This is a genomic window from Saccharopolyspora antimicrobica, assembly GCF_003635025.1.
Taxonomy (GTDB): domain Bacteria; phylum Actinomycetota; class Actinomycetes; order Mycobacteriales; family Pseudonocardiaceae; genus Saccharopolyspora; species Saccharopolyspora antimicrobica.
In genome coordinates this window covers 6751888-6776472 of the sequence record NZ_RBXX01000002.1, presented here as the reverse complement: position 1 = coordinate 6776472, position 24585 = coordinate 6751888, and the positions used below count along the sequence as shown (strand labels likewise).

General features: G+C 71.6%; 26 protein-coding genes. 10 read left to right on the top strand and 16 right to left on the bottom strand.

The genetic code is table 11. The features are described 5' to 3' along the window. Nucleotides 1-10: 10 nt before the first annotated feature. The 3 genes from ATL45_RS32115 to ATL45_RS32105 are packed head-to-tail and all read right to left on the bottom strand — an operon-like array spanning nt 11 to nt 1865. Nucleotides 11-307, bottom strand: coding sequence for a DUF6204 family protein (locus ATL45_RS32115; protein ID WP_093145985.1), 297 nt, complete (start codon nt 305-307; stop codon nt 11-13). Then, a complete protein-coding gene (locus ATL45_RS32110; protein ID WP_093145986.1) occupies nt 295-948 on the bottom strand; it encodes a TetR/AcrR family transcriptional regulator in 654 nt (217 codons plus the stop codon). The genes ATL45_RS32115 and ATL45_RS32110 overlap by 13 nt, the downstream gene beginning before the upstream one ends. Before the next feature lie 11 nt (nt 949-959). Next, entirely contained in the window at nt 960-1865 is a 906-nt protein-coding gene (locus ATL45_RS32105; protein WP_093145987.1) for an EamA family transporter, read from the bottom strand. 68 nt (nt 1866-1933) lie between these two features. Here ATL45_RS32105 and ATL45_RS32100 point away from each other — a divergent pair, with 68 nt between their 5' ends. Then, nucleotides 1934-2797 (top strand): LysR family transcriptional regulator, encoded by an 864-nt coding sequence (locus tag ATL45_RS32100; protein ID WP_093145988.1) that lies wholly within the window; start codon nt 1934-1936, stop codon nt 2795-2797. A gap of 20 nt (nt 2798-2817) precedes the next feature. Here ATL45_RS32100 and ATL45_RS32095 read toward each other — a convergent pair whose 3' ends face one another. Then, nucleotides 2818-3357, bottom strand: a complete 540-nt coding sequence (locus tag ATL45_RS32095; protein WP_093147212.1) for an AAA family ATPase — start codon at nt 3355-3357, stop codon at nt 2818-2820. Nucleotides 3358-3528: 171 nt separating this feature from the next. Between ATL45_RS32095 and ATL45_RS32090 the strand changes: the two genes are divergently transcribed. Continuing rightward, nucleotides 3529-4215: a GNAT family N-acetyltransferase gene (locus ATL45_RS32090; protein WP_093145989.1), complete on the top strand. Its 687-nt coding sequence runs from the start codon at nt 3529-3531 to the stop codon at nt 4213-4215. Nucleotides 4216-4219: 4 nt separating this feature from the next. Here ATL45_RS32090 and ATL45_RS32085 read toward each other — a convergent pair whose 3' ends face one another. The 3 genes from ATL45_RS32085 to ATL45_RS32075 form a co-directional block, all read right to left on the bottom strand. Continuing rightward, on the bottom strand, nt 4220-5365 hold the full coding sequence (locus ATL45_RS32085; protein WP_246025674.1) for a glycosyltransferase family 9 protein: 1146 nt from the start codon (nt 5363-5365) through the stop codon (nt 4220-4222). Between the two features lie 40 nt (nt 5366-5405). Continuing rightward, nucleotides 5406-6149, bottom strand: a complete 744-nt coding sequence (locus ATL45_RS32080) for an SDR family oxidoreductase (protein ID WP_093145991.1) — start codon at nt 6147-6149, stop codon at nt 5406-5408. A 125-nt stretch (nt 6150-6274) separates the two neighbouring features. Beyond that, the gene (locus ATL45_RS32075; protein WP_093145992.1) at nt 6275-6862 is read right to left on the bottom strand and encodes a CGNR zinc finger domain-containing protein; all 588 of its coding nucleotides are present in this window, start codon (nt 6860-6862) and stop codon (nt 6275-6277) included. Nucleotides 6863-6965: 103 nt separating this feature from the next. Here ATL45_RS32075 and ATL45_RS32070 point away from each other — a divergent pair, with 103 nt between their 5' ends. Beyond that, nucleotides 6966-8138 (top strand): epoxide hydrolase family protein, encoded by a 1173-nt coding sequence (locus ATL45_RS32070; RefSeq protein WP_093145993.1) that lies wholly within the window; start codon nt 6966-6968, stop codon nt 8136-8138. Nucleotides 8139-8151: 13 nt separating this feature from the next. On the opposite strand, the gene ATL45_RS32065 is transcribed toward ATL45_RS32070, so the two are convergent. Continuing rightward, a complete protein-coding gene (locus ATL45_RS32065; protein ID WP_093145994.1) occupies nt 8152-11250 on the bottom strand; it encodes a UvrD-helicase domain-containing protein in 3099 nt (1032 codons plus the stop codon). Nucleotides 11251-11370: 120 nt separating this feature from the next. Here ATL45_RS32065 and ATL45_RS32060 point away from each other — a divergent pair, with 120 nt between their 5' ends. Next, nucleotides 11371-12849 carry an MFS transporter gene (locus ATL45_RS32060; RefSeq protein WP_093145995.1) on the top strand — a complete coding sequence of 493 codons (1479 nt, stop codon included), beginning with the start codon at nt 11371-11373 and terminating at the stop codon, nt 12847-12849. Here ATL45_RS32060 and ATL45_RS32055 read toward each other — a convergent pair whose 3' ends face one another. From ATL45_RS32055 to ATL45_RS32040, 4 genes are all read right to left on the bottom strand, one after another. Further along, complete coding sequence (locus tag ATL45_RS32055; RefSeq protein ID WP_246025673.1) at nt 12850-13671, bottom strand: pentapeptide repeat-containing protein; 822 nt, start codon at nt 13669-13671, stop codon at nt 12850-12852. A 110-nt stretch (nt 13672-13781) separates the two neighbouring features. After that, on the bottom strand, nt 13782-14978 hold the full coding sequence (locus tag ATL45_RS32050; protein ID WP_093145997.1) for an MFS transporter: 1197 nt from the start codon (nt 14976-14978) through the stop codon (nt 13782-13784). A gap of 78 nt (nt 14979-15056) precedes the next feature. Then, a complete protein-coding gene (locus ATL45_RS32045; RefSeq protein WP_143121526.1) occupies nt 15057-15638 on the bottom strand; it encodes a TetR/AcrR family transcriptional regulator in 582 nt (193 codons plus the stop codon). Between the two features lie 115 nt (nt 15639-15753). Further along, entirely contained in the window at nt 15754-16164 is a 411-nt protein-coding gene (locus ATL45_RS32040) for a RidA family protein (RefSeq protein ID WP_177241873.1), read from the bottom strand. Nucleotides 16165-16475: 311 nt separating this feature from the next. On the opposite strand from ATL45_RS32040, the gene ATL45_RS32035 reads away from it, so the two are divergent. The 3 genes from ATL45_RS32035 to ATL45_RS32025 are packed head-to-tail and all read left to right on the top strand — an operon-like array spanning nt 16476 to nt 18487. Continuing rightward, a complete protein-coding gene (locus ATL45_RS32035; protein ID WP_093145999.1) occupies nt 16476-17558 on the top strand; it encodes a serine hydrolase domain-containing protein in 1083 nt (360 codons plus the stop codon). Nucleotides 17559-17607: 49 nt separating this feature from the next. Beyond that, nucleotides 17608-18066, top strand: coding sequence for a GNAT family N-acetyltransferase (locus ATL45_RS32030; protein WP_093146000.1), 459 nt, complete (start codon nt 17608-17610; stop codon nt 18064-18066). Nucleotides 18067-18094: 28 nt separating this feature from the next. Then, nucleotides 18095-18487 carry a VOC family protein gene (locus ATL45_RS32025; protein WP_093146001.1) on the top strand — a complete coding sequence of 131 codons (393 nt, stop codon included), beginning with the start codon at nt 18095-18097 and terminating at the stop codon, nt 18485-18487. Nucleotides 18488-18491: 4 nt separating this feature from the next. On the opposite strand, the gene ATL45_RS32020 is transcribed toward ATL45_RS32025, so the two are convergent. Beyond that, nucleotides 18492-19034, bottom strand: coding sequence for a GNAT family N-acetyltransferase (locus tag ATL45_RS32020; RefSeq protein ID WP_093146002.1), 543 nt, complete (start codon nt 19032-19034; stop codon nt 18492-18494). A 106-nt stretch (nt 19035-19140) separates the two neighbouring features. On the opposite strand from ATL45_RS32020, the gene sph reads away from it, so the two are divergent. Continuing rightward, nucleotides 19141-20085, top strand: a complete 945-nt coding sequence (gene sph / locus ATL45_RS32015; RefSeq protein ID WP_211841344.1) for a sphingomyelin phosphodiesterase — start codon at nt 19141-19143, stop codon at nt 20083-20085. A 64-nt stretch (nt 20086-20149) separates the two neighbouring features. Here sph and ATL45_RS32010 read toward each other — a convergent pair whose 3' ends face one another. Then, entirely contained in the window at nt 20150-21136 is a 987-nt protein-coding gene (locus ATL45_RS32010) for a malate dehydrogenase (protein ID WP_093146003.1), read from the bottom strand. Nucleotides 21137-21557: 421 nt separating this feature from the next. On the opposite strand from ATL45_RS32010, the gene ATL45_RS32005 reads away from it, so the two are divergent. Next, nucleotides 21558-22232 carry a DUF899 family protein gene (locus ATL45_RS32005; RefSeq protein WP_093146004.1) on the top strand — a complete coding sequence of 225 codons (675 nt, stop codon included), beginning with the start codon at nt 21558-21560 and terminating at the stop codon, nt 22230-22232. An 85-nt stretch (nt 22233-22317) separates the two neighbouring features. Beyond that, nucleotides 22318-22956, top strand: a complete 639-nt coding sequence (locus tag ATL45_RS32000) for a LysE family translocator (protein ID WP_093147219.1) — start codon at nt 22318-22320, stop codon at nt 22954-22956. Between the two features lie 3 nt (nt 22957-22959). Here ATL45_RS32000 and ATL45_RS31995 read toward each other — a convergent pair whose 3' ends face one another. Continuing rightward, nucleotides 22960-23226, bottom strand: a complete 267-nt coding sequence (locus tag ATL45_RS31995; RefSeq protein WP_093147217.1) for a YdeI/OmpD-associated family protein — start codon at nt 23224-23226, stop codon at nt 22960-22962. Between the two features lie 26 nt (nt 23227-23252). Further along, the gene (locus tag ATL45_RS31990; RefSeq protein WP_093146005.1) at nt 23253-24509 is read right to left on the bottom strand and encodes an MFS transporter; all 1257 of its coding nucleotides are present in this window, start codon (nt 24507-24509) and stop codon (nt 23253-23255) included. Nucleotides 24510-24585: the final 76 nt, after the last annotated feature.

Here is a 24585-nt window from a genome sequence, read left to right as displayed (position 1 = left end):
CCCGGATCCGTCAGCTCTTGCCGGTCTTGCGGCGGATCTTGATCTGGCGCATGTCGGTCACCGCCACGCGCAGGACCTGGTGCGGGTGGCCGTGGGCCTCCAGCGCGGCCAGCGCGCGGCGGGTCGCCACCTTCTCGTCGTCATCGTCGCCGGCGGGCACCTGGCAGCGGAAGGTGAACACCGAGACGCTCGCGTCGTGGGTGAAGGCGCCCGCTTCGGTGAACGCGGCACCGGCAGCGGCGCGCACCTGCTCGCGGCCCGCTTCGCTGATGCCGTCGAACTTCCCGCGGATGGTCACTCGGAACACGTCCGGTCCTCTCTGATGGCGTAGTCGAGCACGTTGTCGCTCAGTGCGCGCTCGATGGCTTCCAGCAGCCTCGTTGCGGCCTCGGCCAGTTCTTCGGGCTGTGCGCCTGCGGCCAGGCGCGCGCCGAGCTCGGCGTAGACCAGCGAATGCAGACCGCCGAGCTGGTGGGCCACCACGCGCGGCAGCGGATCTGCGGCCTCGGCACCGGTTTCCTCGGCGAGCACCTCGGCCAACGCCTCGGTCATCTGCCCGCCCAGCGCCTCCAAGCGGGCCAGCAGCGTGGGCGCGGCGCGCATCATGGCCAGCACCGGGCCGAATCCCGGCGACAAGCCGAGCTTGCGGTCCCGCTGGGCCACCTCCGCGCGCAGCTGCTCGAGCACCGCCCCGGCCGCTGACTGCCCGGCAGGCCGGGCCCGCACGATGTCGGCGAGCCGCTGCGGGGAGGCCTGCTCGGGCGGCAGGACGAGATCTTCCTTGGTGGGGAAGTAGTTGTAGACGGTGTTGACCGACACCTCCGCCGCGGCGGCGACCTCGGCGATGGTGACCTGGTCGAAACCCCGCTGCACGAACAGCGCGGTGGCCACCCCGCTGATGTGCTGCCGCGTCCGGCGCTTCTTGCGCTCCCGCAATCCCTCGGTCACGAGAATGGACTCTACTCCATTTTTGGAGTCGACTCCAAATTGTTTCCGCGGCGCAGGCCCGAGGTGACGCTGACGGCGTTGGCGGCCACGATCGCCGCGATGCTCAACCACTGCACCACCTGCAGCGACTCGCCCAGCACCACCACGCCGACACCCGCGGCCAGCACCGGGTTGACGCTCATGAAGACACCGAACGCGGCAGCCGGAATCCGCCGCAACGCCAGCAGATCCACCAGGAACGGCACCGCCGAGGCCAGCAGACCCGCACCCGCCGCGCACAGCAGAGCACCGGCGGTCGGCGGGTTGTGCAGCAGCACCAGCACACCGACCGGCACGAACACCAGTCCGGAGATCCCGGCGGCCGCCGCCGAACCCTGCGCGCCCGGCAGCTTCCGGCCCACCGCGCGGTTGAGCAGGATGTAACCGGCCCAGCACACCGCCGCCAGCAGCGCCAACCCGATGCCGACGTAATCGGTGCTGGGCTGCGGGCGGGTCAGCACGACCACCCCGGCCGCGGCGATCACCGCACAGCCCAGGTCCAGCCACCGCCGCGACCCGGCCAGCGCCACTGCCAGGGGACCGAGGAACTCCAGCGTCACCGCCAGCCCGAGCCCGATGCGGTCGATAGCGGCGTAGAGCGAGAGGTTCATCGTCGCGAACACCGCCGCCAGCGACAGCACCAACCGCCACTGCGGCAACGTGAACGCCCGCAGCCTCGGCCGTCCGACACCCAGCAGCAGCACCGCGGCGATCCACTGCCGCACGGCCACCACCCCGGCCGGGCCGATCACCGGGAACGCCATCGATCCGATCGCCGCACCCAGCTGGTTGGACAACCCGCTGCCGAGCAGCATCGCGAAACCCGCACCGCGGCCGGCCTTCACCGGGTCGTGCGCGGGAGCTGTCGTGGTCTGCATGCGGCGAGCCTGCGCCTTCCCGACGCATTCGCAAAATGCATGTGCGGCCGCAGCGATACGCTCGGGTTATGGATGTGGAGTTGCGGCAGCTGCGCTGCCTGGTCGCCATCGTCGACTCGGGCACCTTCACCGACGCCGCCATCGACCTCGGCGTCTCGCAGGCAGCGGTCTCGCGCACCCTGGCGAGCCTGGAGACCGCGCTCGGCGTGCGGCTGCTGCGGCGCACCAGCCGCGAAGTCGCCCCCACCGCGGCGGGCACCCGGGTGATCGCCCGCGCCCGCCGCATCCTGGCCGAAACCGACGACCTGGTGCGCGAAGCCACCACCGGGCACAGCCACCTGCGCATCGGCTACGCCTGGTCGGCGATGGGCCGCCACACCCTGCAGTTCCAGCGCCGCTGGGCGCGGTTGTTCCCGGAGACCGAGCTGCAGCTGGTGCGCACCAACTCCGCCACCGGCGGGCTGGCCGAAGGCGCCTGCGACATCGCCGTGGTGCGCACCGAACCCGACCAGCGGCGCTTCGGCGGCGTGATCGTCGGGCTCGAACGGCGCCACCTCGCCGTCGCCGCCGACGACCCGTGGGCGCGGCGCCGCTTCGTGCGCCTGGCCGAGATCAGCGACCGGACCGTGGTCATCGACCGGCGTTCGGGGAGCACGACCACCGACCTGTGGCCGCCGGAGAAGCGCCCGGCCGTGGAGTACACCCTCGACGTCGACGACTGGCTGACCGTGATCGCCATCGGCCGCTGCGTCGGCATCACCGCCGAGAGCACCGTCACCCAGTACCCCCGGCCAGGAGTGGTGTTCCGCCCCGTGCGCGACGCCGCGCCGATCCCGGTCCGCCTGATCTGGTGGCGCGACGACCCGCACCCCCTCGCCGACCGCGCCACCCGCCTGCTCACCGAGCTCTACGGCGCGGCGGAGCGCACCTGACCCGCTCCCGGAGCGCGCGCTCAGCCCGCCAGCTCAGCGCGGACGAACTGCACCCGCTGTTCCACAGTGGAGCGCGGGAGGTGGACGAGTTCGTAACCGCAGTCGGTGTAGGCGGCGGCCACGTGGTGGTAGGTGCTCTCGGCTTCGGCGAAGGACTGGCGGCGCTGGTCGTCCTGGCAGTAGATCTGCTGCCACGGCGGGGCGATGAGGACTCGGGTGCGGTAGCGGAAGCGGCGGGCCGCTTCCTGCACGTGCGCCGGAACGGGCAGGCCGGTCAGGCGCAGGTAACCGATGAGATCGGGCAGGCCGCGGTCGAAGAGCACCGGCCCGGCGGCGCGCTCGGCCTGGCGGTAGGAGCGCAGGTCCCAGGCCAGCATCAGCTCGGCGAACAGCTCCGGGTCCTGCCACGGCAGCCCGCGACCGCCGACGGCCAGCTGATCGGTGATCACCGCGCGCCCCGCCTCCGGCGCGTGGGCGTACCCGGCGGCCGCCAGCCGCTCCACCACCGTCGTCTTGCCCGCTCCCGGGCCTCCCGTGATGACCACGAAACGTTCTGCCACGACACCCTCCCGGTGCACCAGTGATGAGGACGAACCGAGGGGATTGATTCCGCCTGAGACGACGGGGAGACCGGGTGCCGGATCCGGCCGGAGCTGAGAGCGGCTTCACGTCACTCTAGCGCGCCCGGCGAGGACAATGGCGGCAGCCGGCACGACACGAGGGGCAGCACGATGGTCAACCGCGACACCAGGGCACTCGACGACCCGGTGCGCAGCTCGCTGCGCGGTCACCACGCGCACCTCGCCCGCCGGTTCGGCGCCGCTCTCACCTTCCCGCCCGCGGTGGCGACCTTCTCCGCGATCGCCGCCGATCCGGGACCGCAGGAATGGACCGACCTCGCCCGGTTGCTCGGCAGCGGCGAGTTCGCCGACATGTTCAGCAGCCCGGCCATCCCACCACCTGACTGGGAGCCGGTTTTCGAGCTCGAAGGCCGCCAGATGATCTACACCGGCCGCCGGCCCGACCACGACGACGACGTGATCGAACTGGGCCCGGACAGCGTGCCGGAGATGCTCGCCCTCGCCGAGCGGGCGAAACCGGGTCCCTTCTGGACGCGGACCCGCGAACTCGGCACCTACCTCGGCATCCGCGAGCACGGCGAGCTGGTGGCGATGGCGGGCGAACGGTTGCGGCCGGCGGGCTGGACCGAGATCAGCGCGGTGTGCACGGCACCGGAGGCGCGCGGGCGAGGACACGCCGCCCGTCTGGTCCGCGCCCTCATCGCGCGCATCACCGCCCGCGGTGACCGTCCCTTCCTGCACGTGGCCGAGGACAACACCGGCGCGATGGCCCTCTACGAGGGGCTCGGCTTCGACACCCGCAAAAAGGTGACCTTCCGCGGCTTCCGCACGCCGTGACCCGTCACGCCGGTTCTTCGGCGGGCAGGTAGTCGGCCAGCAGACCGTCCACCGAGTACAGCAGCTCACGGCGGCCGCCGAAGAGCGCGTGCACGCGAGCAGCGTGCTCGCGCATCGCGGTCTCGAAATCCAGGCCCGCCAGCAGTCTGGCCGCGCCGTCGAGGAGCTCGGGCAGGTCGGCTCCGATTCGCTCGGCCGACATGCTCGGGGCGCGGGGACCGTCGTCGTCGACGGGATCGGGCGTGTTGCCCAGCATCAGGTAGCAGGGGAAGCGCTGCAGATCGGGCAGCACCGAGTGGAACGGCACACCGGGGTTGAAGTAGTACTCGGCCCAGTCGTTTCCCGCCAGGGTCAGCCACGGGGTGCCCGCGGCCATCGCGGCGAAGGCGAACCCGGTGTGCGGCGAGAGCAGCATCTCGCAGCGCTGCAACGCCGCCAGCTGCCGCTCCAGCGGCACGTCGACCGCCCACACCACCTGCGGCGCCACCTCGGCCAGGGCCTCGAACTCGGCGCGGGTGAACCCGGTGCTGGTGCGGCCGTCCTCGGCGTGCTTGCCGGTCAGGCAGAACCGGACCTGCGGCCAGCGCTGCGCGAAGGCATCCAGGACGCGCTGCCACGACGCCAGCGACGGGTAGCGCCAGCGTTCGGCGCTGCCACCGGGCAGCACCGCGATCGTCGGGCCGTCGTGCTCGGGCAGCAGCTGCGCGGCCCAGTCGCGGGACTCCTGCGGCAGTGCCAGCTCCAGCTGGTTGCGGCGCTGGTAGGACGGCCGGGGCGCACCGACCTGCGTGTGCCCGCGCGTGGTGCGGAAGTGCTGCGCGGAGAGCTCGTAGTAGCGCTGCAGGCCGGGGAAGAACTGGTGCTGCCAGCTCTGGTGGCCGCGCGGGTCGTCGACCACCCAGTCCCACTCGGCCGGGACGTGCGCCAGCATCCCGGCGTCGCCGGGCTCGAACACGTCGATGTCCACTGTGTACACCTCGTCGACGGCGTCGCACCAGTCGGCCAGCTGCACCGCGGTCGCGGAGTTGAGCACCACGCCGATGCGCCGGTCCGGATCGGCCCGCCGGTACCCCAGGGCGTACTGCAGCGCCTCCACGGCGTGCCCCACCGGGTGGCAGTAGACGAAGTTGACCAGTAGCGATTCACCCACGCCCATCAGCTTAAGGCGCACGACAACAGGTTTTCGGCGCTCACAGCCCGCCGGCGACGCGCAGCACGGCCCCGCTGGTGTAGGTCGCCTCCGGGCTCAGCAGCCACCCGATGGCCGGCGCGATCTCCTCGGGTTCCCCGGCTCGCCCCACCGGCACGCGCGACACGGCGGTGTCGATGCGCTCGGGAGCCCCGGCACCGGCGTGGATGTCGGTGCGCACGAGGCCGGGTGCCACCGCGTTGACCCGCACCCCGTCCTGGGCGAGCTCCTTGGCCAGTCCGACGGTGAAGGCGTCCACCGCGGCCTTGGCGCCCGCGTAGTGGACGTACTCGTGCGGGGAGCCCAGGGTCGCGCCGCTGGAGGAGACGTTGACGATCGCCCCGCCCGAACCACCGCGCCGGGTCGACATCACCTGCGCGGCGCGCCTCGAGCACAGCACGGTGCCGAGGTAGTTGACGTCGATGACCCGCCGGATCGCCTCGACCGGGGTGTCGGCGAGATCGGCGATGTGCGCGGTCAGCCCGGCGTTGTTGACCAGCCCGGTGACCGTCCCCAGCTCGGCGGCCGCGTCGAAGAGCCGCTCCACATCGGACTCGCGGCTGACATCGGCCTGCACCGGGACGCAACGTCCGCCGTGCGCGGTGGCCTGCTCGGCGACCTCCTCGGCGCCGTCGCGGTTGCCGCGGTAGCAGAGCACGAGGTCGTGCCCGGCCCGGGCCAGCCACAGCGCGGTGGCCGCGCCGATGCCCCGGCTACCACCGGTGATGATCGTCAGAGCTCGCATCGCCCGATCATGTCATGTGCGGCGCGCGGGCCACCTCGCCGCTGACGTCGCCCGATCACGCGTCGGCGTAGTCGGCGACCGCCGCCCGTGCCGCAGAGCGGTTTCCTGCTCCCGAGCAAGCCGGGTCAGTTGACGCCCGGCCGTGCGGCGGTCGCGTTCTTGCGCTGGTTGGCGTTGAAGCGCGCCTTCTTCTGTCGGTTCCCGCACGTGTTCATGTCGCACCACTTGCGGGAGCGGCTCTGACTGGTGTCGAAGAAGGCGGCTCGGCAGGTCGGTGATGCGCACAGGGCCAGTTTTCCGTCCCGTTCGCCCGCGATGATGCTGATCGCATCGGCGGCGATCACGCCGAGGGCGTCTTCCACGCAGGAAGCCGGGCTGAGCCGCCACTGCCGCGTGCCCTCGGGAGTCAGGACCGCAGCGGCCCGCCCTTCAGCGCTGCGGTCATTGATGACCCGGAGTGCAGATGCGGGCAGGGCGTCCTGGATCGCGGCCGCTGTCGCGGCGGCGTGGATCGACTCCCTCAGTTCCCGAGCGAGTTCGAGCTGGGCGGTGGTGCAGGAGTCCACGGCCAGGTCGTTCACCGCCAGCCAGTCGACGAGTCGCTGCGGTGTGGGAATGCGCTCCACGGCGTTGCCGCACCGCTCCGTCAGAGTCGCCGTGAAGCTGGTGGCCAGCACGCTACCGAGGCGAAAGTCGGGGAACCCAGCACGCATGGAACCACCTTAGCCGGTTGCACGCTGGCGTGCGCACATGCTAGAACCACCTAAGCCGGTTCTCAGCAGGTCGTAGCCGGTTCCGCGATGGCCAGGAGGTCTCATGCCCCGCCCGACCGACGACGTGCAAGCATTCGAATCCCGCGCGACCGACGCCGACCTCGACGATCTGCGCGCGCGTCTAGCCGCGGCGCGGCTGCCGGAGGCCGAGACGGTCTGCGGTGCTGCGCCCGGCCCTGGCCGGTGGGCACAGGGCGTTCCTCTCGCCGACCTCGTCGATGTCGTGAACTACTGGCGCACCGGGTACGAGTGGCGGTCGTTCGAAGAGCGCCTCAACCGGATCGGCCAGTTCCGCACGACCATCGACGATCTGGGAATCCACTTCCTGCACCGCCGCTCCGCGCGCGCAGATGCCACTCCGCTGGTCTTGACGCACGGCTGGCCGGGCAGCATTGCCGAGTTCATCGATGTGGTCGACGAACTGGCAGATCCGGAAGATGCAGACGCACCGGCGTTCCACGTCGTGGTTCCGTCGCTACCCGGCTTCGGCTACAGCGACAAGCCGGCCACCACCGGGTGGGGAACCGAAAAGATCGCGGCCGCGTGGGTGGAACTGATGGGACGCCTCGGCTACGACAGGTTCGCGGCCCACGGCGGCGACTGGGGAGGAAATATCACCACGGTCCTCGGCGGCAGGTTCCCGGCGCACGTGCTCGGCATCCACACGACGTTCGCGGAGGGGCCGCCCGGGCTGACAACGGACGGGCTGACGCCGGTCGAGCGCGAATGGGCCGAGCAGACCCGCCATTTCTGGCGCCACCGCGCGGCGTACGCGAAGCAGCAGGCGACCCGGCCGCAGACCATCGGTTACTCGCTCGTCGACTCGCCGGTCGGGCTCCTCGCCTGGATCCTCGACAAGTTCGCCGAGTGGTCGGACACCGAGGACAGCCCGTTCGAGACGATTTCCACGGACAGGGTTCTCGACGACGTCACCCTGTACTGGCTGACGCGGACCGGTGCATCGGCGGCCCGGATCTACTACGAGAGCCACAACTCGCTGGACCCCGAACTCCGGGTCGACATCCCGTCGGCGATCACCATGTACCCCCGCGACATCGAGAAGTGCCCGCGCCCCTGGGCCCAGGAGCGGTACCGGCAGATCGTCCGGTGGAGGTCGCCCGAGCGCGGTGGGCACTTCCCGTCGCTGGAGGTTCCCGAGCATTTCGTCAAGGACCTGCGAGAAGGTCTCGCGGCAGTGCTGGCCGCTGGCCGGTGAACGCGGTACGGGTTCACAGCAGGGACAGCTGGGCCGGTCGTTGGCGGCGGGCGGGGGTTTCGGCTTCGGTCACCAACTCGCCGAGGCCGTCCAGGAACGGCGAGCGGGAGCGGTCCTGGGTGCTGCCGCGGATGGTGCGGCGGGCCGCGTGGGTGAGGTAGAGGTGGTCCTGGGCGCGGGTCATGCCGACGAAGAACAGGCGGCGTTCCTCGGCGATGTCGGCTTCGGTGGGTTCGGTGCCGGGCCAGCGCAGCGGCAGCAGGCCGTTCTCGCAGCCGATGAGGAACACTACCGGGAACTCCAGGCCCTTGGCGGCGTGCAGGGTCAGCAGGGAGATCGCCTCGGCGCGCGGGTCCAGGGTGTCGACCTCGGCGCCCAGCAGCACTTCCCGGCAGAACAGCTGCACGTCCTGGCCGCAGCGCTGCGCCAGCGGGCTCAACAGCTCCGCGGCGGTGTGGATGTCGGGGCGCTGGTCGTCGGGCACGGTACCGGCGACGGTTTTCGCGGCCGCGCGCAGCTGGTCGGTGACCGGGCCCGTGCGGTCGGCGACGTGCAGGAGCTCGCGCACCAGCAACTCGACACCGGGTCGGGCTGACAGGCGGTCGTGGGAGCGTTTCTGCACCGGCAGCCCGCAGCGGGTCAGCTCCTCCAGGACTGCGCGGGACTGCGCGTCGGTGCGGTAGAGCACGGCGATGTCGTTGAACCCGATCCCGCCTGGCCCGTCGCCGGTGACGCGACCGCTGTCCAGGGAGTGGAAGGACGCGCCGCCGATGAGCTGGTCGACGGTGCGCGCCACGAATGCCGCCTCAGCGCGTTCATCGCAGGCGCGGTGCCCGGTGATGCGGTGGGCTTCGCGCGGTGCGGCGGCGTGCAGCGCGCGGTCGGCGACCAGTGTGGACGGTGCGATGGCGCGCAGCGCGCCGTCCAGGATGTGCGCGCCGCTGCGGTAGTTGCGGGTCAGGGCCAGCACCGGAGCTCCGGCGTAGTCCTGCTCGAAGCGCAGGAAGAAGCCGACGTCGGCGCCGCGGAAGGAGTAGATCGCCTGGTCGGGGTCGCCGATGGCGGTCAGGTTCGCCCCGGCCGGGGCGAGCAGCCGCAGCAGCCGGTACTGCAGTTCGTCGACGTCCTGGTACTCGTCGACGGTGATCCACCGGTAGCGCCGCTGGTAGTGCTCGGCGATGTCAGGGCGGTCGGTGAGCAGCTCGACGGTCAGCGCGACCAGGTCGTCGAAGTCGACCAGGCCGGCCTCGCGCAGTGCGGCGAGGTAGTCGGCCAGCAGCGGGTCGGGAGCGCCGGTGCGGCGCGCGAGAGACAGCTGCGGGGAAGCCTGCCGAGCACTGCGCTCGTCGCCGGTGAGGGTGGTGAGGATCTGGTGGCGGCGGGCGGCGTCGGCCAGGCCGAACTCGGCGGGCAGTCCGAGGTGCTCGTGTTGTTCGCGCAGCACTTGCAGACCGAAGGAGTGGAAGGTGGCCACGGTCAGGTGCCGGGCGGGTTCGCCGATGAGGTGTCCGAGGCGTTCGGTCATCTCCTCGGCGGCGCGGCGGGTGAAGGTGATGGCCAGGCATTCGGCCGGGTCGACGTCGCGCTCCAGCACCAGGTGCGCCAGCCGGTGGGTGACGGTACGGGTCTTGCCGGTGCCGGGGCCGGCCACGATCAGCAGCGGCCCGCCAGGGATCGCCGCGGCGGCGCGCTGGTCGGGGTCCAGACCGGCGAGCACCCCTTCGCCGCTGGTGGCCGGAAGGGCCGGTCGCCGTGCTTCAGCAGTGGTCGCGACCGGTGCGGCGACGGGCGCGGCGAGAGGTTCGGGTGCCGGGGTGAACAGGGCGTCGTCGAATAACGCCGGCGCGTCGCCGTGGCGCAGGCGGGCGAGCTCGGCGGGCTGGAAGAGCCGGATCGTGCCGTACTCGCCGTCGTAGCCGGGGTCGCGCAGCACCTGCCCGCCGCGCAGCCGCTCGACGGCTTCGGCCACCGCTGCGTCGGTGCGGCGCAGTTCGTCGAGCGGCACGTCCTGCAGAATTCCCAGTTCCGGGCCGTGCGCGGCGGTGAGGTCGCTGATGCGCCCGAAGACCTTCTTGCTCTTCGGGCCCACGCCCAGGACTTCGCCGACGATCTCCGGCAGCGGGATGAGATTGCGGAACTCCGCCGCGCCCGCGGGCCGGATGCCCGCGGGGCGGTCGGCCAGGGCCTCGACTCGGTGCAGCACGCCGACGGTGAGCGGCTTGCCGCAGCCCGGGCAGTCCCCGCCGTGCGCGCGGGTCTGGCCCGGTTCCAGCCGCACCTGGCACTTGCGGTGCCCGTCGAGGTGGTACTTGCCCTCCTCCGGGAAGAACTCGACGGTGCCCGCGAAACCGTCACCGGTCTCCAGCGCGCGTTTGACCGCGAAGTAGTCCAGGTCGGTGTCGAAGACGGTGGCCTCCCGGCCCAGCATCGGCGGGGAGTGCGCGTCGGAATGGCTGACCAGCGTGTACTTGTCCAGGGCGGAGATGCGCCAGTTCATCTCCGGGTCCGAGGAGAGCCCGGTCTCCAGGGCGAAGATGTGCCCGGCCAGGTCGCGGTAGCAGTCCTCGATGGCGTCGAACCCGGCCTTGGAGCCCAGCACCGCGAACCACGGGGTCCAGATGTGGGCGGGCACCAGGTAGGCGCCGTCGCCGGATTCCAGGGTGATCTCCAGCAGGTCGCGGGAATCCAGGCCCAGGATCGGGCGGCCATCGGAACCGAGGTTGCCGATGCGGCCCAGACGCCGGTTGAACTCCTCGGCGGCGGCGAAGTCGGGCAGGTAGCACAGGTGGTGGACCTTGCGTGTGCGCTCGCCGTACTTGTAGATCGTGGATATCTCCACCGAGAGCATGAACCGCACCGGGCCCTCGCAGTTGGCGGGCATGCCGCGCGTCATCTCCCGGTCCAGCTCCGCGCGCAGCCGGAACAGGCCCGGTTCGGCGGGTTCGAGGACTTCGCGCAGGTGGGCGAACCAGGCGGGGTGGGTGACGTCGCCGGTGCCGACCAGGGTGATGCCCTTGCGGCGCGCCCACCAGGTCAGGTGCTCGATGTCGCAGTCCTTGCTGCAGGCGCGGGAGTACTTCGAGTGGATGTGCAGGTCGGCGTAGAAGCGCACTCGGCGATCTTGCCAGGCACGCTGCGGCGCGGTGCTCCCGGCCCGGGCAGCCGCCGAACGCGCCGGGCGGTGCGGGAATTCCCTTGACTTCCAGCAAGGTCGAAGTCTGACGATCGGGGCATGATTCCCGAAGAGAAGCGACGGAGTCGCGCCGGAGCGCGGGAGTGGGCCGGACTGGCCGTGCTCGCACTTCCGCTGCTGGTGCTGGCCATGGATGTCAGCGTCCTCTACCTCGCCGCGCCGCACCTGAGCGCGGACCTGCGGCCGAGCAGCACCCAGGCGCTGTGGATCATGGATGCCTACGGGTTCCTCATCGCCGGGTTCCTGGTCACGATGGGCACGCTGGGCGACCGGATCGGCCGCCGCAGGCTGCTGCTGATCGGTTCGGCCGCGTTCGCCGCGGCCTCGGTGCTGGCCGCGTTCGCTCCCACCGCGGAGCTGCTCATCGCCGCTCGCGCGCTGCTGGGGATCACCGGGGCGACGCTGATGCCCTCCACCCTGGCGCTGATCCGCACCATGTTCACCGATCCCGCCCAGCGGTCGGTGGCGATCGCGGTGTGGATGACGACGTTCACCGCCGGGGTGGCGGCCGGCCCGCTGATCGGCGGAGTCCTGCTGGAGGCGTTCTGGTGGGGCTCGGTGTTCCTGCTCGCCGTGCCGGTCATGGTGCTGGTGCTGCTGCTCGGGCCGTGGCTGCTGCCCGAACACCGTCCGGAGAGCGCCGGCCGGCTGGATCCGCTCAGCGTGCTGCTGTCGTTGCTGACGATCGTGCCGCTGGTCTACGGGTTCAAGGAGCTCGCGCACCGCGGTCCCGGCCTCGTGCCGCTGTTGGCGCTGGCGGCCGGTGCGGTCGCCGGGGTCGTCTTCGTGCGGCGGCAGCGGCGCATGAGCGATCCGCTGGTGGACGTGAGCCTGTTCGGCAACCGCACCTTCAGCGTGGCGCTGGTGCTGCTGCTGATGGGGCTGCTGGTGGTCAACGGCGTGTTCTACCTGGTGCCGCAGTTCCTGCAGGGTGTCGCCGGGCTCTCGCCGCTGCGGACCGGGATGTGGCTGACCGCGGTGGCCATCACCGCGGCGGGCGCCTCGCTGGTGGCGCCCGTGGTGGCGCGGTGGTGGGGACCGGCGCGGGCGATCGCGGCAGGTGCGGTGCTCTCGGTGGCCGGATTCGTGCTGTTCATCGCCCTCGACGGCAGCAGTGTGCCCGCGGTGGTGATCGCCACGGCCCTGGTGACCGCCGGGTTGAGCCCGATGGGTGTGCTGACCACCGATCTGGTCGTGGGCAGCGCGCCACCGGAGCGCGCCGGAGCGGCCGCGGCGCTGTCGGAGACCAGCGGGGAGCTCGGTGTCGGGCTCGGCGTGGCGGTGATGGGCACGCTCGTCACGGCCATCTACCAGGCGCAGATGGCGAACGCGCCGGGCCAGGCCGGGGAAACTCTCGCCGATGTCGTCGCGCTGGAAGGAACGCACTCCACCGGCCTGCTCGACGCCGCTCGCGAGGCCTTCACCAGCGGGATCAACGTCGTGGGCGGCATCGGCGCGGTGGTGCTGACCGGACTGGCCGTCGTCGCGGTCGTGCTGCTGCGCCCGGCCGAGGCCTGATCACCAGTGCGCGGGCCGGTCCAGTCCAGCGGGGATCACCGTGGCCGCGTCGCCCTTGGCAGCGTTGACCTGGGCCTGGGTGAGGAAGAGGGCATCGGTGAGGTCGGCACCGCGCAGATCGGTGTCGCGGAAGTCCGCGCCGATGACATCGGCCGAGCGCAGATCCGCCCCGCGCAGGTCGGCGGCGATGAGCAGCGCTCCGCGCAGGTTCGCCCCCCGCAGCCGCGCGCTGCGCATCGAGGCGCCGATGAGGTCGGCGCCTCGATGGTTCTTGGTGCGGCCGCCGACCTCGGCGCGGACCAGTTCGCTGGTGCGCACCAGCAGGGTGTTGATGTCCTGGCGCACCGCGGCGACATCGACGGCGGTCACCTCCTCGGCGGCCCCGCGGGTGAGCGCGTCGGTCTCGCGCAGCGCCCGGCGCAGGTCCTCGTGCACCGGTGCGGCGGCCGGTCGGGTCAGCGCGTCGGCCAGGTACCACAGCAGTTCGTGCAGCTGGCGCATCACGGCGAAGGCGGTGAACATCTGCCCGGCGCGCCGCGGCTCCTGCCGCCAGTCGCGGCCGCCGAAGGTCAGCTGGGAGACCTTCTGCCCGGCGCCGAAGCAGTCGAAGACCGTGCACCCGGAGAAGCCCCGTTCGCGCAGGTGGGCGTGGATGCCGCAGCTGAAGTCGGCGAGCAGGTTGGTGCACGGCGTGCCGGCGTCCTTGTCCACGGCGAAGCCCGCGGAGGCGGAGAAGGGCAGAGCCACGCAGCACAGCCCGGAGCAGCTGCCGCAGTCGGCGCGCAGGCCGAGCTCGGCCGGGGTGAGGTCGGTGTGGGACAACGCTGATGTGCTCCAGGTGGGCGGACGGGTTGTTCTCATTGTCCCCGGTCCCGATGGCGGGGACCGCCTGGGGCGTGCGGTCCGGTCCGCTCGACCTCGTGTCCGGGGCATCAACGATGTGAGCGGTGGTCGGCTCGCGTCCTTCCCGGTTCGGGGGCGTGTCCGCGTGCGGTGAGCAGCAGCAGGACGAGCGCCACCAGTCCCGCCGCACCGGCGATGACCGGCAGCGGTCCGGGGCCGGAAGTGTCGATGGCCAGGCCTCCGACGACGCCGCCGAGGGCGGCTCCCAGGTAGGTGCCGGAGGTGTTCATCGCCAGGGCCTGCGCGGAGACCGGACCGGCGAGCTGGTGCAGCCGCGCCTGGATCGCCGGTGAGGTCCAAAACGCCGCAGCGCCCTGCAGCGCCACGACGGGCAGCAGCGCCAGGACGGGCACCGGGCGGACCGTCCACAGTGCCGCCAGCACGACCACGGTCAGGATGAACACGCCGATGCCCGCTGCCAGAGTGCGCACAGGGCCCCACTTGTCCGTGGCGATCCCACCCGCCCAGATGCCCACCATGCCCGCGACGCCGGAGAACGCGAACAAGGCCCCGCGCGCGCTGATGTCGGCGGTGGACAGCGCCGCGGTGAACGGGGCCAGGTAGGTCAGCAGCATCATCGAGCCGAGCATGAGCGTCACGTTCGCGGCCAGGCCGAGGGAGATCGCGGGCCGCAGCAGGATCGTCAGCTGCGACCGCAGCGAGAGCGCGGGCGAGCTGTTGGTGCGCCCGGGCAGTTGGGTGGCGAACCCGGTGGTGATCAGCGCTCCGGCGATGGCCATCGTCATGAACGTCGCTCGCCAGCTCAGGGCACCGCCGATCCACGTTCCGGCCGGAACGCCGAGCGCGATCGCTCCGGTCACCCCGAAGGCCACGGCTGCGACGTAGCGGCCGATGCGCTCCGGCGGGGCGAGTTGAGCGGCGAGGCTGAACAGCGCGGGGGTGGCGGCGGCCGCCGCCAGTGCCGCGACCACGCGCAGGACGAGCAGGGCTTCGAAGCCGGTTGCCGTGGCCGCGAGGGCGTTGGCGAGGGTGAAGACCGCCGCCGCGGCGGTCAGCAGCGTGCGCCGTCGCACGTGGGCCGCCGCGATCGCGGCGACCGGTGCTGCCAGCGCGACCGTCACCGAGAACACCGTCACCAGCTGGCCCGCGGTGCCTTCGGAAACCGCCAGATCGGTGGCGATCTCCGGGAGGACACCGGCGATCACGTAGTCGTCGGTGTAGAAGACGAGCGCGCCGAGGGACAGCGCGACGATCCAGCGGGGCAAGGCAGGCCTCCTGAAGGGGTGCGGAATTGCCCGCAGCTCGTTCGGCAGGAGCAGGAGTTGGCCGCAGCGGGTGGGAAGTCAGGGAATGAGAGTGGCGATGTGCCGCCGCAGGACGTCGACCGGGGAGAGGTCCTCTTTCGAACCGTGCGGGTACACGAGCTCGAACGTCAGCCCTTCGATGACGGCGACGAACAACTCCGTGTGCAGGTCGTCGGCTTGGGCTCCGGTCAGCTCCAGAGCTTGGCGGACCACGTACCGCATGTCGGTGCCCATGCGCACGGTGACCTGGCGGAACTCCGGCCGGATGCGCGCGGCCACGAGGAACTCCACCAGGACGATGAGCTCTGCGCGTTCTTCAGGCGCGATCGGCAGCACGGCGAGGGCGACGGCCTGCAGCAGCTCCCGGCGTTCGGCCGCGCTGGCGGGGTGCTGCGGTGTTGCCGCCGCGGCCAGCCTGCGTTCCATTCGTGCGCCGACCTCTTCGGCCGCGGCCACCATGAGCGCCTCGTGGCTGTCGAAGTAGTGCCGCACGGAGCCGATGTTGATACCCGATGCGTCGGCGACCTTCCGCAGCGACGCCTCCGCCAGGCCTCCTCGCGCGACCAGGTCGAAGACGGCGTCGAGGATTCGTCGCCGGGCAGTGCTCTGCCGCTCGGTCATCTCGCCCACACCCAGAAACTATCACACCCGTGATAGCGGCGGTGGGAAATGCCCCGCGCTCGGCGATCCGGCGCGGGAAGTGGTGGTGCGCCCGGCCCGGCGCACCACCACGGGGTCAGCCCGCGTCCAGGGCGGCCAGGGCGTCGATCTCCACGAGCTGGTCGTCGTAGCCCAGGACGGTCACGCCGAGCAGGGTGCTGGGCGGGTCGTGGTCGCCGAAGTAGTCGCGCACCACCTCCCAGGCCGCGACCAGGTCCCGCTGGGAGCTGCTGGCCACGTAGACGGTCGTCTTGACCACATCGGACAGTTCCGCCCCCGCTTCGGCCAGGGCGGTCTTGAGGTTGTGCATCATCTGGCGGGCCTGACCGGCGTAGTCGCCGACCGCCACGGTCGTTCCGGTGTCGTCGAGCGGGCAGGCTCCGGCGGCGAACAAGAGGTGGGCATCGGGTGGCACGGCGGCGCCGTAGGCGTATTCGGCCACATCGGACAGTGCTGCGCAGCGCAGGAGGCGGATCTTGCTTGGCACGCCACGACGCTACCGGCGTCGCGCGGTCCGCGAGCCGGTGTTCGCTGCGGGGGAAAAATCGGTTGATCGTCCCAATAGTCTGGAGTGGTCAGTCGGTGACAGGACTGGTTGTGGAGAGGGTGCTGCGGGAGGTGCGGGGTGGCCAGCGGGCACGCTGCTGATGGGCCGTTCGTCGGGCGCATCGCCGTGGCCGCAGCACGCCGCATCGACCGCAGCACCCCGGAACCCGTGCGGGCGGGCTGAGGCCGACCCGCATTCGACCCGCGGGCGCAGCACCAGGAGCCGGGTCCACTGTGGAAGAGCGGGGAGCGATGAGGTCGCAGGGCGTGGTGGACGAGCGGTTCGCCGTGGTGCGCGAGGTGTTCGACGGGTTGCTCGCCTCCGGCGCGGAGACCGGCGCGGGGCTGGTGGTGCGCCACGAGGGCCGGGAGGTGGTGCGGCTCAGCGGCGGCTGGAGCGACGCCGCGCACAGCGCTCCGTGGCGCGATGACACGTTGGTGCAGGTCTTCTCGCTGGGCAAATCACTGGCCGCGCTGACCGCCGTGAAGGTGCTCGCCGATGCCGGAGTGGGGTTGGACCGGCCGGTGGCCGAGGTGTGGCCGGACTACGCCGCGGCGGGCAAGTCGGACACGACGCTGCGGCAGCTGCTCAGCCACCAGGCCGGGCAGCCGGCGTTCCCGGAGACGACCAGCGACCTGCTCGACGACGCGCGGTTGCGCGCCGAGCTGGCCGCTGCCGCACCGGAATGGCGGCCCGGCAGCCGCATCGCCGAGCACGCCCTGACCTACGGGCACCTGCTCGACGGGGTGGTGCGCGCGATCACCGGACGCAGCCTGGGCGAGGTGTTCCGGCACGAGGTTGCCGCACCGCTGGGGTGGGACGCGCACTTCGGCGTGCCCGACGCGGATCTGCCAAGGGTGGCCGAACTGGTCGTCGGCGACCCCGCGTACTGGATCTTCGGGCAGGCAGGCGGGCTGGTCCAGCGCGCCCTGACCACACCGCCGGGAGCGCTGGACGTGGCGGTGGCCAACAGCGGGCAGTGGCGGCAGGCGCAGTTCCCGGCGATCGGTCTGCACGCCACGGCCGCAGCGGTGGCGTCGTTCTTCGCCGCGCTCACCGACACCGCCGGGCCGGTGGCGCGGCTGCTCGGCGAGCAGCTGCACGGCGAGCTCATCGCCCCGCAGGCCAGCGGCCACGACGAGTTCCTGAACTACGACGTGACCTGGACGCTGGGGGCGCAGCGCAGCGAGGACGAACTGGCCATGGGCGGGATCGGTGGTTCCACGGCGTGGGTGTCGCTGCGGCACGGCTATTCCTGCGCCTACCTCACCCGCCACCTCGCGGGCCCGCACCGCATGCTCGCACTGGAGGAGGCCCTCAACTCGCTGTGGTGAACCCGCACGTCGCCGCTATGTGTCGTGGGCGTGGTGTTGACTCGGTGCCATGACGACGCACGTGGAGGACGCGACGATCGCCGATGCCGAGGAGCTGACACGGATCGTGCGCACCAGCAGCGCCTACGACGGGCACTACCGGGTGATGGTGGCCGAGCTGGGCATCGACGCCGACTACCTCGCCGAGCACCTGGTGCGGGTGGCCCGCGACGGTGACGGGCGGCCGCTGGGCTTTCACACGGTGATCGTGCCGGGGCGCGGCGCCGAGGATGAGGGCGAGCTGGACTACATGTTCGTCGACGATGCGGCGCAGGGCCGGGGTCTCGGGCGCCTGCTCATCACCGATGCCTGCCGGCAGGCCCGCGCCCGGGGGCTGCGGCGGCTGCACGTGGTGTCGCACCCGCCGTCGGAGGGCTTCTACCTGTCGGTGGGTGCCCGGCGGGTCGGCACGGTGCCGCCGGCGGGTGAGATCACCTGGTCGCGGCCGCACCTGGCGTTCGAATTGTAGGCGCGCGCGATCGGTTTACGGTGGCCTCATGCGCATCTCACGCCTGCAGTTCGTGTCCGTTCCGGTCGGCGACCAGGCCCGCTCCCGCGACTTCTACGTCGACGTGCTCGGTTTCGAGCTGGTGGTGGACCTGGCAGGCCCGCACGGCCGGTTCCTGATGGTCGCTCCGCCCGGTTCGCCCAGCGGCGTGGTGCTGGTGGACTTCCCGGTGGGCGGCATGGAGCTCAACGGCCCGGTGCACCTGCAGTTCCACACCGAGGACGTGGAGGCCGATGTCGCCGAGCTGCGCGCGGCGGGCGTGCAGGCCGGCGACGTGCAGGCGATGCCGTGGGGCCGGGCGACGTCGTTCACCGATCCCGACGGCAACGCGATCTCGTTGCTGGAGCCCTCTCGGATGGGTGATCGCCCGGCCGCGACCTGAGCGGTCAGCGGGTCAGCCGCCAGATGACGTCGATGCCTGCTTCGCCGGGGCTGGTGGGCAGTTCGCGGGGCGGGCTGCGGCGGTCGACGCAGGTGAAGCCGAGGCGCTGCGGGACTGCTCCGCTGGCGGTGTTGCCCGCGTCGTGCCAGATCTCGACGTGGTCGACGCCGGGCAGGGCCAGCGCTCGGTCGACGAGCTCGGCGGCCGCGGTGGTGACCAGGCCGCGCCCGGTGTGGCCGGGGTGCAGCCAGTAGCCGATCTCCAGGCCGGTGGGGCCGATCCGGCGTTCCAGGGAGATGCAGCCGGCGATGGTGCCGCCGACGGTGATGGCGTAGGTGAAGGCTCGGCCGGTGTGCCAGTTGTCCTGGGTCTTCTGGAGGAAGGCCGCGGCGCTCTCCAGCGAGTAGTCACCGGCCGCCCACGGCATCCACGGCCGCAGGTGCGGCAGTGCTTCGGTGACCACGCGGTGCAGCGCGGCGAGGTCGGTGCTGCGCCAGCGACGCAGCACCGCCGATTCCAGGGCGATCTCCTCGGCAGGGCGGTCCATGCGTCGATATTGCTGGTCCGTGCCGTGCGGTGGCAACCGAATTGATCCCGGGAGTTCGCCGCCGGGGGCTGGTTGGTGGTGTCGGCGGGCGGCATGATGATCCACCGTGAAGATACGAATCGCTTTCACGTCTTTGGCGGTGGTGTTGAGCGGGCTGGCCGCCCCGACCGCCGTGGCCGCCGCCGACGGCCCCCGGATCGCCTCCTACAACGTGTTCATGCTGCCGCGTTCGCTGTTCCCGAACTGGGGACAGCTGGAGCGCGCCGACCTGCTGGCCTCCGAAGGCGTGCTGGCGGGCCAGGACGTCGTGGTGGTGCAGGAGGCCTTCGACAACGAGGCCTCGCAACGCCTGCTGGACAACCTCACCGGTGACTACCCGCACCAGACGCCGGTGCTGGGGCGCTCGCGGGACGGCTGGGACGCCACGCTGGGGTCCTATTCGGACACCCGCCCCGAGGACGGCGGGGTGGCGGTGCTCAGCCGCTGGCCGGTGGCCGAGCGCGTCCAGTACGTCTTCGGGCCGGGATGCGGCGCCGACGCCACCTCCAACAAGGGATTCGTCTACACCCGCATCGACTCGCCCACCGGCCCGGTGCACGTCATCGGCACTCATCTGCAGGCCGACGACAACGCCTGCGGCGACCGCGCGCCGGGCGTGCGGGCCGGTCAGCTGGGCGAGATCGCGCAGTTCGTGCGGGACCGGGCGATCCCGGCCGCCGAACCGGTGGTGGTGGCCGGCGACCTCAACATCGACGCCACGGCCGAGGAGTTCACCGCCGCGCTGAGCACCCTGGGCGCCACCGCACCGGAGACCACCGGGCACCCCTTCTCCTACGACCCGGCGACCAACTCGGTGGCCGCCTACCAGGCACCGGGCTGGCCGGGTCAGCAGCTCGACCACGTGCTGCCGCTGGCCGGGCACGGGCAGCAGAGCTGGATCTCGGAGACCCGGGCGGTGCACTCGCCGGAGTGGTCGGTGACCTCGTGGGGCCAGACCTACACCTACACCGACTTCTCCGACCACTACCCGGTCTTCGCGCACCCGGCGTAGCGGTCGCGGAAACACCGCGGGGCCGCACCTCTCGCGCGAGAGGTGCGGCCCCGAGCGGTCCGGCTCAGATCAGGCCGAGCTTGCGGACGGCGTCGCGCTCCTCGACCAGCTCGTTGACCGAGGCGTCGATGCGGGCGCGGGAGAACTCGTCGATCTCCAGGCCCTGCACGATCTCGAACTTGCCGTCGCGGGCGGTGACCGGGAACGAGGAGATCAGGCCCTCCGGCACGCCGTAGGAGCCGTCGGAGACGACCGCGGCCGAGGTCCAGTCACCCTCGGGGGTGCCGTTGACCCAGGTGTGCACGTGGTCGATCGCGGCGTTGGCCGCCGAGGCCGCCGAGGAAGCACCGCGGGCCTCGATGATGGCCGCGCCGCGCTTGGCGACGGTGGGGATGAACTCGTCGGCCAGCCAGGACTGCTCGACCTGCTCGGCGGCGATCTTGCCACCGACCTCGGCGTGGAAGAGGTCCGGGTACTGGGTGGCGGAGTGGTTGCCCCAGATCGTCAGCTTCTTGATCTCGCTGACCGACACGCCCAGCTTCTGCGCCAGCTGGGTCAGCGCCCGGTTGTGGTCCAGGCGGGTCATGGCGGTGAACCGCTCGGCAGGCACGTCCGGCGCGTGGGCCTGGGCGATCAGCGCGTTGGTGTTGGCCGGGTTGCCGACCACCAGCACGCGCACGTCCTCGGCCGCGCCGGCGTTGATGGCCTCGCCCTGCGGCTTGAAGATGCCGCCGTTGGCCTCCAGCAGGTCACCGCGCTCCATGCCCTTGGCGCGGGGGCGGGCGCCGACCAGCAGCGCGACGTTGGTGCCGTCGAAAGCGGTGCGCGCGTCGTCGGTGATGTCGATGCTCTGCAGCAGCGGGAACGCGCAGTCGTCGAGCTCCATCGCGGTGCCCTCGGCCGCCTTGACCGCCTGCGGGATCTCCAGCAAGCGGAGCTTGATCGGGGTGTCGGGCCCGATGAGCTGACCGGAAGCGATCCGGAACAGCAACGCGTAGCCGATCTGACCGGCCGCACCGGTGACGGTCACGGTGACGGGAGCTTTGGTCATGGGGTTTCGTTCTCCTGCTCGCCGGGTGATTGCCTAGTCCGGATGCTATCCCCAGCGCCGCAGTGCTGCGGCGGGCCCGCCACGGATCACAGTGGACGCGGCGCGGGACCGATTCAGCCCCTCACCGGGCACCACAGCCGGGGTGCCGGCGGCCCGCGGCCACCACGGCGAGGGTTGTGCGGGTGAAAGCGCTGGTGGCCGAGCCCGGCGATGAGTTCACGCAGGTTTCCCGGTCTGACCTGGAGACGTTCTCGGCTCGCCACCATCGGAGGACACCCTTGCCCCAACCGGAGTCCTGCGCAACCACACCTCCGGGGACCGTGACGCAGCCCAGCCACAAGAAACGCGCAACGCGAGATCGATCCCGAACTCAACCACCGCTGAAAATCGCGGAGAGGCGGGACAGAGAGGCGGACAGCTGATGACCAAGCACGACCAGCCGCAGGCCGCACCGGAGGTCGTCGACCGCGCGGCGTTCGACGAGGCGCTCGCCGAACAGGTCGCCGCGGAGAAGGAGGTCACCCGGCACAACGACCGGGTCGCCGCCGCCCGGCGCCGGCTGCCGATGGTGGAGGTCACCGACTACCTCTTCACCGGACCCGACGGACCAATACCGCTGACCGGGCTGTTCGGCGACACCTACCTGCTGGTGGTGCAGAACGTGATGTTCGGCTCCGACTGGGACGAGGGATGTCCCAGCTGCACGTGGGCGGTGGACAACCTGCCCGCCACCACGCAGCGGTTGTCCGAGGAGGCGATCGCGTTCGCGATGATCTCCCAGGCTCCGATCGACAAGCTCGAGGCCTGGCGCGCCGAGCGGGGCTGGGAGCACCTGTGGGTCTCCTCGGCCGGGACGACCTACCACTACGACTGGGGCTGGACGCAGCGCGACGAGCCGGGCGGTGAGGTGCTGCGGCCCGGCTACTCCTACTACTTGCTCAAGGACGGCAAGCCGTACCTGACGTACATGACCACCGCGCGGGGCGTCGAGGCGGTGCTGCCGGTGGCGCAGATGATGGACCGCACCGCCTACGGGCGCCAGCAGGACTGGGAGGACAGTCCCGCGGGCTGGCCGCAGTACCCGACTTACGGGTGAGGTGGCCAGTTCCGGCGGATTGGCCGTTCGCGCCCGCCGCGCTGCCGCTTAGCGTCACCGGAGCGGACGAGCGGAGGTGGCGGGCGTGGTCAGTTTCGGTGCGGTGGCCGGGATCGCGGTGGTGGCGCTGGGTTTGGTGCTCACCCCGGGGCCGAACATGATCTACCTGGTGTCACGATCGGTGACGCAGGGACGGCGGGCCGGTCTGGTGTCACTGGCCGGGGTGGCGGTGGGGTTCCTGATCTACGCCGCGGCGGCTTCCGCCGGGATCGCCGCGGTGTTCACGCTGGTGCCCGCGCTCTACACCGCGGTGCAGGTGGCCGGGGCGGTGTACCTGCTGTGGCTGGCCTGGCAGGCGGTGCGCCCGGGCGGGGTGTCGGTGTTCGCCCCGGCGGCGGTGCCTGAGCACACCGCGGGCCGGTTGTTCGCGATGGGACTGGTGACCAACCTGCTCAACCCGAAGATCGCGGTGCTCTACGTGTCGTTGCTGCCGCAGTTCGTCGATCCGTCACGGGGCGGTGTGGCGGGGCAGAGCCTGCTGCTGAGCGCGGTGCAGATCGTGGTGGCGGTGTCGGTGAACGCGCTGATCGTGGTGACCGCGGGTTCGGTGTCGGGGCTGCTGTCGCGGCGGCCGGGGTGGCTGCGGGTGCAGCGGTACTTCATGGGCGCGGTGTTGGCGGGCCTGGCGGTGCAGTTGCTGGCCGGGCGGGCCCGCCCGGCCTGAGCGCTACCGCCCGTTGCGCTCGCGGTGCTTGCACCCGGGCCAGCAGCAGGGGCGGCGCTTGCCCTCCAGCAGCTCTTCCTGCGTCCGGCGGATGCGGCGCTCGCGGGTGGCCGCCTGCTTGGCGTCCTCGACCCAGCAGATGAACTCGTTGCGGGCCAGCGGTGTGATGTCGTGCCACGCCGCGAGCACCGCGCCATCGGCGATGAGCGCGTCGCGCAGGTCTGCGGGCAGCTCGTGCACCGGCCCACCGGGTACTGGCTGGCTGTTCACGTCCGACACGGTAGCCGAAACGCCGGTCAGCTCGTGGTTTGCGGCGTGGCGGGCTCGGGGAGGGTGGCGTGCCGGAACGGGGACGCGGCCAGCACCACCGCTGAGGCGATGAGTCCGGCGATGCCCGCCCACAGGGCGGTGCGCAGGCTGGTGGCGTCGGCGATGAGGCCGCCCAGCGGGGCGCCGATGACGATCGCGCCGCGGTTGAGGGAGCGGATGGTGGTGTTCACCCGGCCTTGCAGCCGGTCGGGCGTGACGGCCTGCCGGTAGGCCATCTCGTTGGGGCCTTCCAGGCCCATGAGCACCCAGAACAGCAACTGGGAGAGTCCTAAGAGGACGATCACGGCCGGGTTCGGCCCGAGCAGCGGCACCAGCAGCCACGGCAGCGGCATGAGCGCGCGGGTCACGACGACGGTGCGTCCGGCGCCGAAGCGGCGGCCGCTGCGGTTGGCCAGCGCACCACCGGCCACCGCCCCGACACCGGCGCAGGCGTAGCTGATGCCCAGCTGCACCTCGCCGAGCCCGAGGCCGTTGTCCGGTGCGCGCAGCACGTAGAGGACGTAGACGGTGGTCAGCATGCTGTGGGCGAGGAACCACAGGTGCCCGGCCAGGGATTGGGGCCCGAGCATGCGGTGCCGGTAGACCCAGGAGGCGCCTTCGCGCAGCTCGGTGAGCACGCTGCGCCGCTGCGGGCGCGGTGCGGACTGCTCGCGCGTGCCGATGCCCGCCAGCAGCACACCGGAGATCAGGTAGGAGATCGCGTCGACCAGGATGGCCAGCGGTGCGCCGACGGCTTTGACCAGGGCAGCGGCCAGCAGCGGCCCGGTGGTCTGGGCGACGGCGTGGGACTGCTCCAGGCGCGCGTTGGCCGAGGTCAGCATGCTCACCGGGACCAACTTCGGCAGGAAGGCCTGGTCGGCGGCGTCGAAGAACAGCGACAGCAGGCCCAGCAGCGCGGCGAAGGCGATGAGCACCGGCAGGCTCAGCAGGCCGGCGAGGTGCAGCAGCGGGATCGCGCACAGCACGACCGCGCGGGCGAAGTCGGCGCCGACGAGCATGGGTTTGCTGCGGTAGCGGTCGACCAGGACGCCGACGAACAGGCCCAGCACCAGGTAGGGCACCCAGCGGGCGGCGTTGAGCAGGCCGAGTTCGGTGGCGGTGGCGTGCAGGGTGAGCGCGGCCAGGACCTGCAAGGCGAGGGTGGTGACGTAGGTCCCGAAGATCGAGGTGGTCGATGCGGCCCAGAACCTGCGGTAGTCGCCAACACCGGCCGGTCGCGTCATGATCGGAACAGTAACAGGCGTCTTTTCGCAGCTGACGGGCTTTGCGCGGGGCGGGCGGACCCGCCCCGCGCGGGAG

Bases quoted from the DNA above. Each gene is read 5' to 3' on its own strand.
- ATL45_RS32105 (WP_093145987.1), bottom strand. From the start codon at position 1,865: ATGCAGACCACGACAGCTCCCGCGCACGACCCGGTGAAGGCCGGCCGC.
- ATL45_RS32100 (WP_093145988.1), top strand. From the start codon at position 1,934: ATGGATGTGGAGTTGCGGCAGCTGCGCTGCCTGGTCGCCATCGTCGAC.
- ATL45_RS32090 (WP_093145989.1), top strand. From the start codon at position 3,529: ATGGTCAACCGCGACACCAGGGCACTCGACGACCCGGTGCGCAGCTCG.
- ATL45_RS32080 (WP_093145991.1), bottom strand. From the start codon at position 6,149: ATGCGAGCTCTGACGATCATCACCGGTGGTAGCCGGGGCATCGGCGCG.
- ATL45_RS32075 (WP_093145992.1), bottom strand. From the start codon at position 6,862: ATGCGTGCTGGGTTCCCCGACTTTCGCCTCGGTAGCGTGCTGGCCACC.
- ATL45_RS32070 (WP_093145993.1), top strand. From the start codon at position 6,966: ATGCCCCGCCCGACCGACGACGTGCAAGCATTCGAATCCCGCGCGACC.
- ATL45_RS32060 (WP_093145995.1), top strand. From the start codon at position 11,371: ATGATTCCCGAAGAGAAGCGACGGAGTCGCGCCGGAGCGCGGGAGTGG.
- ATL45_RS32045 (WP_143121526.1), bottom strand. From the start codon at position 15,638: ATGACCGAGCGGCAGAGCACTGCCCGGCGACGAATCCTCGACGCCGTC.
- ATL45_RS32035 (WP_093145999.1), top strand. From the start codon at position 16,476: ATGAGGTCGCAGGGCGTGGTGGACGAGCGGTTCGCCGTGGTGCGCGAG.
- ATL45_RS32030 (WP_093146000.1), top strand. From the start codon at position 17,608: ATGACGACGCACGTGGAGGACGCGACGATCGCCGATGCCGAGGAGCTG.
- ATL45_RS32025 (WP_093146001.1), top strand. From the start codon at position 18,095: ATGCGCATCTCACGCCTGCAGTTCGTGTCCGTTCCGGTCGGCGACCAG.
- ATL45_RS32020 (WP_093146002.1), bottom strand. From the start codon at position 19,034: ATGGACCGCCCTGCCGAGGAGATCGCCCTGGAATCGGCGGTGCTGCGT.
- ATL45_RS32010 (WP_093146003.1), bottom strand. From the start codon at position 21,136: ATGACCAAAGCTCCCGTCACCGTGACCGTCACCGGTGCGGCCGGTCAG.
- ATL45_RS32005 (WP_093146004.1), top strand. From the start codon at position 21,558: ATGACCAAGCACGACCAGCCGCAGGCCGCACCGGAGGTCGTCGACCGC.
- ATL45_RS31990 (WP_093146005.1), bottom strand. From the start codon at position 24,509: ATGACGCGACCGGCCGGTGTTGGCGACTACCGCAGGTTCTGGGCCGCA.